Origin of the sequence: Methanosarcina sp. A14 (assembly GCF_001729375.1) — an archaeon.
GTDB lineage: Archaea > Halobacteriota > Methanosarcinia > Methanosarcinales > Methanosarcinaceae > Methanosarcina > Methanosarcina barkeri.
In genome coordinates this window covers 1-5,074 of sequence record NZ_LZPK01000325.1, presented here as the reverse complement: position 1 = coordinate 5,074, position 5,074 = coordinate 1, and the positions used below count along the sequence as shown (strand labels likewise).

At 36.8% G+C, this 5,074-nt stretch carries 2 protein-coding genes; one reads left to right on the top strand and one right to left on the bottom strand.

Annotated elements, in window-relative coordinates:
* Window positions 1-1,308 precede the first annotated feature (1,308 nt).
* Window positions 1,309-2,766: a cobyric acid synthase gene (locus tag A9239_RS14050; protein ID WP_048116468.1), complete on the bottom strand. Its 1,458-nt coding sequence runs from the start codon at window positions 2,764-2,766 to the stop codon at window positions 1,309-1,311.
* Window positions 2,767-4,734: 1,968 nt separating this feature from the next.
* Between A9239_RS14050 and A9239_RS14040 the strand changes: the two genes are divergently transcribed.
* Complete coding sequence (locus tag A9239_RS14040; RefSeq protein ID WP_048116462.1) at window positions 4,735-4,950, top strand: hypothetical protein; 216 nt, start codon at window positions 4,735-4,737, stop codon at window positions 4,948-4,950.
* Window positions 4,951-5,074: the final 124 nt, after the last annotated feature.

Here is a 5,074-nt window from a genome sequence, read left to right as displayed (position 1 = left end):
TCGCTTGTTTGCCCACTCGCAAGCTAGGGTATCTTCTTTAATTTAAAAAATATATAGTTTATTAAATTTAAATGCTATCTCAAAACTTGTAATATCGCCAAACTTGAAAAACAATAAAAAAATAGTATCCTCTTCAAATTGAGTAGAAATCCCTCAATTTCCACTCACTAAGCTTTTTTCTCTGATGATTTGAGCCAGAGATGGTATCTCAAATGTACCTCCGACTCTATCTCATATGTACTGATATGCACTTACTTCCAGTTTCTTCACTGTCTGAACAATAGTCATAAATATGTTATCTGCCTTTGTTACTTCCTCTGTTATGGTTTGAAGGCTTACATCATGCGTCTTCGGTTAAGGAATCAATTAACCATAACATGATCTATAATTATCTACGCATCTTGATTTACTTTACAGGTTTACATAAAAACATGACAATAGTAACACGTTTCTAACAGATAGTATCTTAACCGATAACGAATAAAATTGTTTAAGGTTATTGTCTCCTTTAACGGAATTTGAAGTGGGGACGCGAACATATCCCGTTGCTTGCAGCGGGAGGGCGCCAGCGCAACTTTGATTTTGAAAGCCTTATCCTCAACCTTTTCAGGTTTGATCAAAAAGCATAACGGTTGCGGTTCAACGGTTGCGCTGAGGAAGTAATTTTAGGCATAATATTGCTTTCCGCCCGGGAAGTGGACTAATCGGGAAGCAGACTAATTTTTAGAGTTAAGGTTATTAGCGTCGTTGATGTCTCTGGTCGCTACAAAGATCGTAGCAGATTAAAGCCAGAGCTATCGCCGGTAAGAAGCGGCGAATATAGGAAAGATGGAGTTATTTTTCCTGCGATTTACTTCTTTTTCGTGGCAGTAAAATCCGAATGGGAAATTCACTTACACGATGGTCTGTAGTATAGTTAGTTAGAACTATTGAAACTGGAAAATAACGAAAAAAGTAGAGCACAGGTATTCTTTCCTGTTTAGAAGTAAGGGAAATTTAGCATAAATATTTAAATTCGAAACTATAATAGAACAAATTCACAATACATAAATAACTGGTAGTAAACCATTTATTATTGAGTGGTTTCTGGAGGCCGGTTATACCCTCCGCGAATACTATACTTTGTCCCCAAACATTTCAGGTTTTTAGTTCCGAATATTCTCAATATGCTCCTGAAACCGCTCAAGTTCTTTTTTTACGCTCAGCACTTTTTTTTCGCGCAATACCTTTTCTAAAAAAAGTTTAATCAGGTGCTCTGCCTTGTACACCTGAAGGTTCTGATGCCTGCAATTCTCATATATTTATATTTTATATCCCTATTATTTCGTAGAGTTTTTCCATATCAAGGTTCTGCTCGACTACATTTGCAAGTTCTTCGTAGGCATCACTTTCAGTCATGGTGTTTTCAGGGATGTACTCAAGTCCTTTTTTCTCGTAGAGGTATTGCATAAGGGCGTCTCTTATATTTTTATTGTCGAAGAGCCCATGCAGGTAAGTTCCAATTACCAGGCCTGTTTCATCGATTGCACCGTCATTTCCAAAGATGTTACGGCAAGAGTCGGTTATGCCCATATGGATTTCATATCCTTTTATTTCCTCTCCGTCTATTGGAGCAAGTATCGGGCCGTAAGCATTCACCTTTTTCGTGACCTGGATTGTTCTCTTTTTGTATTCTCCGAACTTTGTCCCTATATTCAGAAGCCCCAAACCTTCGAATTCGGCTTCGACTCCGTTTTCAACTCCGGAATCATAAATTGTCTTACCGAGCATCTGGTAGCCGCCGCAGATCCCGAAAATCGGGATTTTTCCCTTAAATGCCTGGATTTTCTCGGCCATACCGCTTGCCTTAAGGTCGAGCAGATCGTTAACCGTATTCTTTGTGCCCGGAATCATGATCGCATCTGGAGTTCCGAGTTCTTCGTCAAGTTCCACATAGCGAATTTTTGCAGATCTTTCCAAGGGCTCGAAGTCCGTAAAGTTTGAGATTCTTGGCAGGCGGATGACTGCGATCTCGAGTTCGTTTTCGTTTTTTTCGGCTTCTTTATCCTCAAGTGAAACCGAGTCCTCGGAAGGAATGTTAAGCTTGAAATAAGGAAGTACTCCAAGTACCGGAATGCCGGTCTTTTCTTCAAGCTGTTTCAGACCTGGCTTCAGGATTTCCAGGTCGCCTCTGAATTTGTTTATAATAAATCCCTTGACATTTTTCCGCACATCTTCTGGAAGAAGTGCAACTGTGCCGTAGAGGCTTGCAAAAACGCCTCCTCTCTCTATGTCTCCAACAAGGATTATGGGAGCCTGTGTGAGCCTTGCAGTGCCGATATTTACAATATCCCTTTCGTAGAGGTTAATCTCGGCGGCCCCTCCAGCTCCTTCCATGACAATAATATCATGTTCTTTGCAGAGCCTTTTGAGAGCTCCTTCAAGGACTTCATTCATTTCTGCAATTGACTCGTAGTACTGACCTGCGCTCCTGTCGGCGTAAGGTTCTCCCAGCAGGATTATCTGGGAAACGCAGTCTCCTTTGGGTTTTAGAAGAACGGGATTCATATCGGCAGTGGGCTCAGTGCCTGCGGCTTTTGCCTGGATTGCCTGAGCAATTCCGATTTCCTTTCCGTCCTTTGTAATCCAGGAATTCAGGCTCATGTTCTGAGCCTTGAAGGGGGCAACCCTGTATTCTCTTGAAAGGATTCTGCATATGGCAGTCACGACGGAACTTTTTCCAACATGGGAGGCAGTTCCCAGGATCAAGACGCTGTTCTTTTCCATTTTTACCACACCTTCTGCTCGAACACTTATTTTAAACTTACTTTTATAATTCTTATAAATCGGCTGTTATTTTTCTCCCGAGGATGAAAGTCAAGTAAACTTGTTTATTTTTAATATTTCTTTTCTTATACTTCAACTAAAGAATAAATACTTTCGGATTCACTACAGGTTTTGTTTCTCTGCTTTAAAAAACTGGCCGAACTTTAGGCTTTTACCTTTTTAGCTAAACCTGAAAAACTACTTTTTCCTCAGATATCTTTCTATTATATAACATTGAAATGACATTTACCGGAATCAACCCTGGAATCTTTAGAACAATTGCCATCTAGTGTTTTGATTCCAAAATCGATTCCTTATTTCCTAGAAAAATCTATGATCATTGGATCTATTCAAAATTCAATTTTTATGAACCTACTTAGGAATCGCAGTACTAGAATACTTTCAATAACGTAATCACTATTTTATACAAGTATTTTAAGCAGGTAGTTCCACAGTATGGATAAGTGAAACTAGAAGTGAAACTAGATACTGATTAAAGACAATAATAAAGTACAGATAGGTTTTCCTCTTCTACATTTGCCATTATTGAATTATTTCTAAAAATTATATAATCCAGTAAAAAATGGTAACGCTGTTAAAATAATCATTCTCATTAAACATTTCAACGTCAACCAATATCCCTTTGAATTTAAAAATTAATTCCAGTTAATTATATATCGTTTTTAGCTGATGTTTACATACCAAAGCATAGCGAACAAGAGCGAACAAAAACCTTGTGCAGAATTCTCATCAGCTGATCACTGTATGAGAATTCTATTTTCCTATTTTCCTATTCTGTATTTTCGATTCTGTATAACTTTAAGTAATCTTTTATATTTTCAACACGAGATCCTTGCGATCTTTTTTAGATATTGATTCGATCAATAGTCTGATACTGTGTAAAATATGTTATAAATGTTTTATATTTCGTTTGTTCTCTGCTAATTTTTCGGTTGCATTTTAGTTACTTTTTAATTTATCTTTCTCTTTTGACTTATTAATCCTTTAATCTCTGAAATAATCTACAGGAAAAGGTTCCTATAGGTACATCTATAACATATTTTAATTCAGGAGGTATTTTAAATTGAAGCTCAATACAAATATTTATATTGATTGGCAGATATTTTTAATGTAATGGAAAACAGTAGGGAATATCAGCTTTACCTTGAAGCTTTGGATGATGAAAGATCTGCGTGGGGAAGAAGAACGGCCGTAAGGCGACTCTGTGACTGTAAAACCGAGGAGTCTCTGTACTACCTGAATGAGCTCATAGTTGACAGATATTGCATTGTGCCGGATTGGCTAAAGAGAATCGCAAGGGAGTATTACGTATCTTTATGCCTCGAATTTCTCTAATTTTAATTTTTTAACGAATTTGGCTTCTTGGGACGACTTCCGGAAAATACACATCTCTGTTGAGAACTAGTAACTTAGTTACTGTAAATTAATAATTTGCTGAATATTTTATCTGTTTACTGATAAAGCTCTAAAATCGATGCCTACCGCCATATTCATAATTTCATGCTGTCGTACTGAAAATAACTCTATGCTGCTATACTAAAAAATTCCGCCGTATTCGTTTACTTTTCTGTTTTTAGATAACCTATTCTCAGAGTCTGAAGCTTCCTGTCTATGCGAACCTGAATGATTGTAATTTCCTAAGATTTATATGCAATTACTTCAATTCTCTGATAAATCTCAGGAACCATTACGCTTAGCTATAGGTTTACTTTATCCATGAGTTCACACCTCCGGTTCCTGTTACAAAAAAGTTTACTAAAAGAGTTCATCTTTATTAAAAATCAATTAAATAATTATTTAATACAGATATTTTATAAGCTTTGAACCTTAATCTATAATTATTTAATACAGATATTTATAAACCTTAAACCTTAATTTGATGATAATTACTTCGGGATGGATCGGAAAATGGGCAGGGATACTGGGAAAGTTTTAGGAGGCCCGGCAATAGCTTTGGTGGGCATTGGAGCAGTAATAGATATTATTTTATTTTACTTCATGTTCAAATTTGCTGATGAGGAAAACCTGCTTATGGTTATCTTAACCGCAGTGTTGATAGGAATTATCGGATTGGGAGTTGCAAAAGGTCTTGTATCCCTGTCCAGGCGCAACTATGAAAAATAACTGAATAAATGAGTAACTTTGAAGATTAAGATGAATTTAGATGAAATACAACTAAATGGTAACTGAGTAATTTTAAATAATGGCTAAGTGCTAACTAAAAGCTGACTAATAAACACTAACTAAT

Excerpts from the sequence above, each read along its gene's own strand:
- A9239_RS14050 (WP_048116468.1), bottom strand. The coding sequence starts at position 2,766 with ATGGAAAAGAACAGCGTCTTGATCCTGGGAACTGCCTCCCATGTTGGA.
- A9239_RS14040 (WP_048116462.1), top strand. The coding sequence starts at position 4,735 with ATGGGCAGGGATACTGGGAAAGTTTTAGGAGGCCCGGCAATAGCTTTG.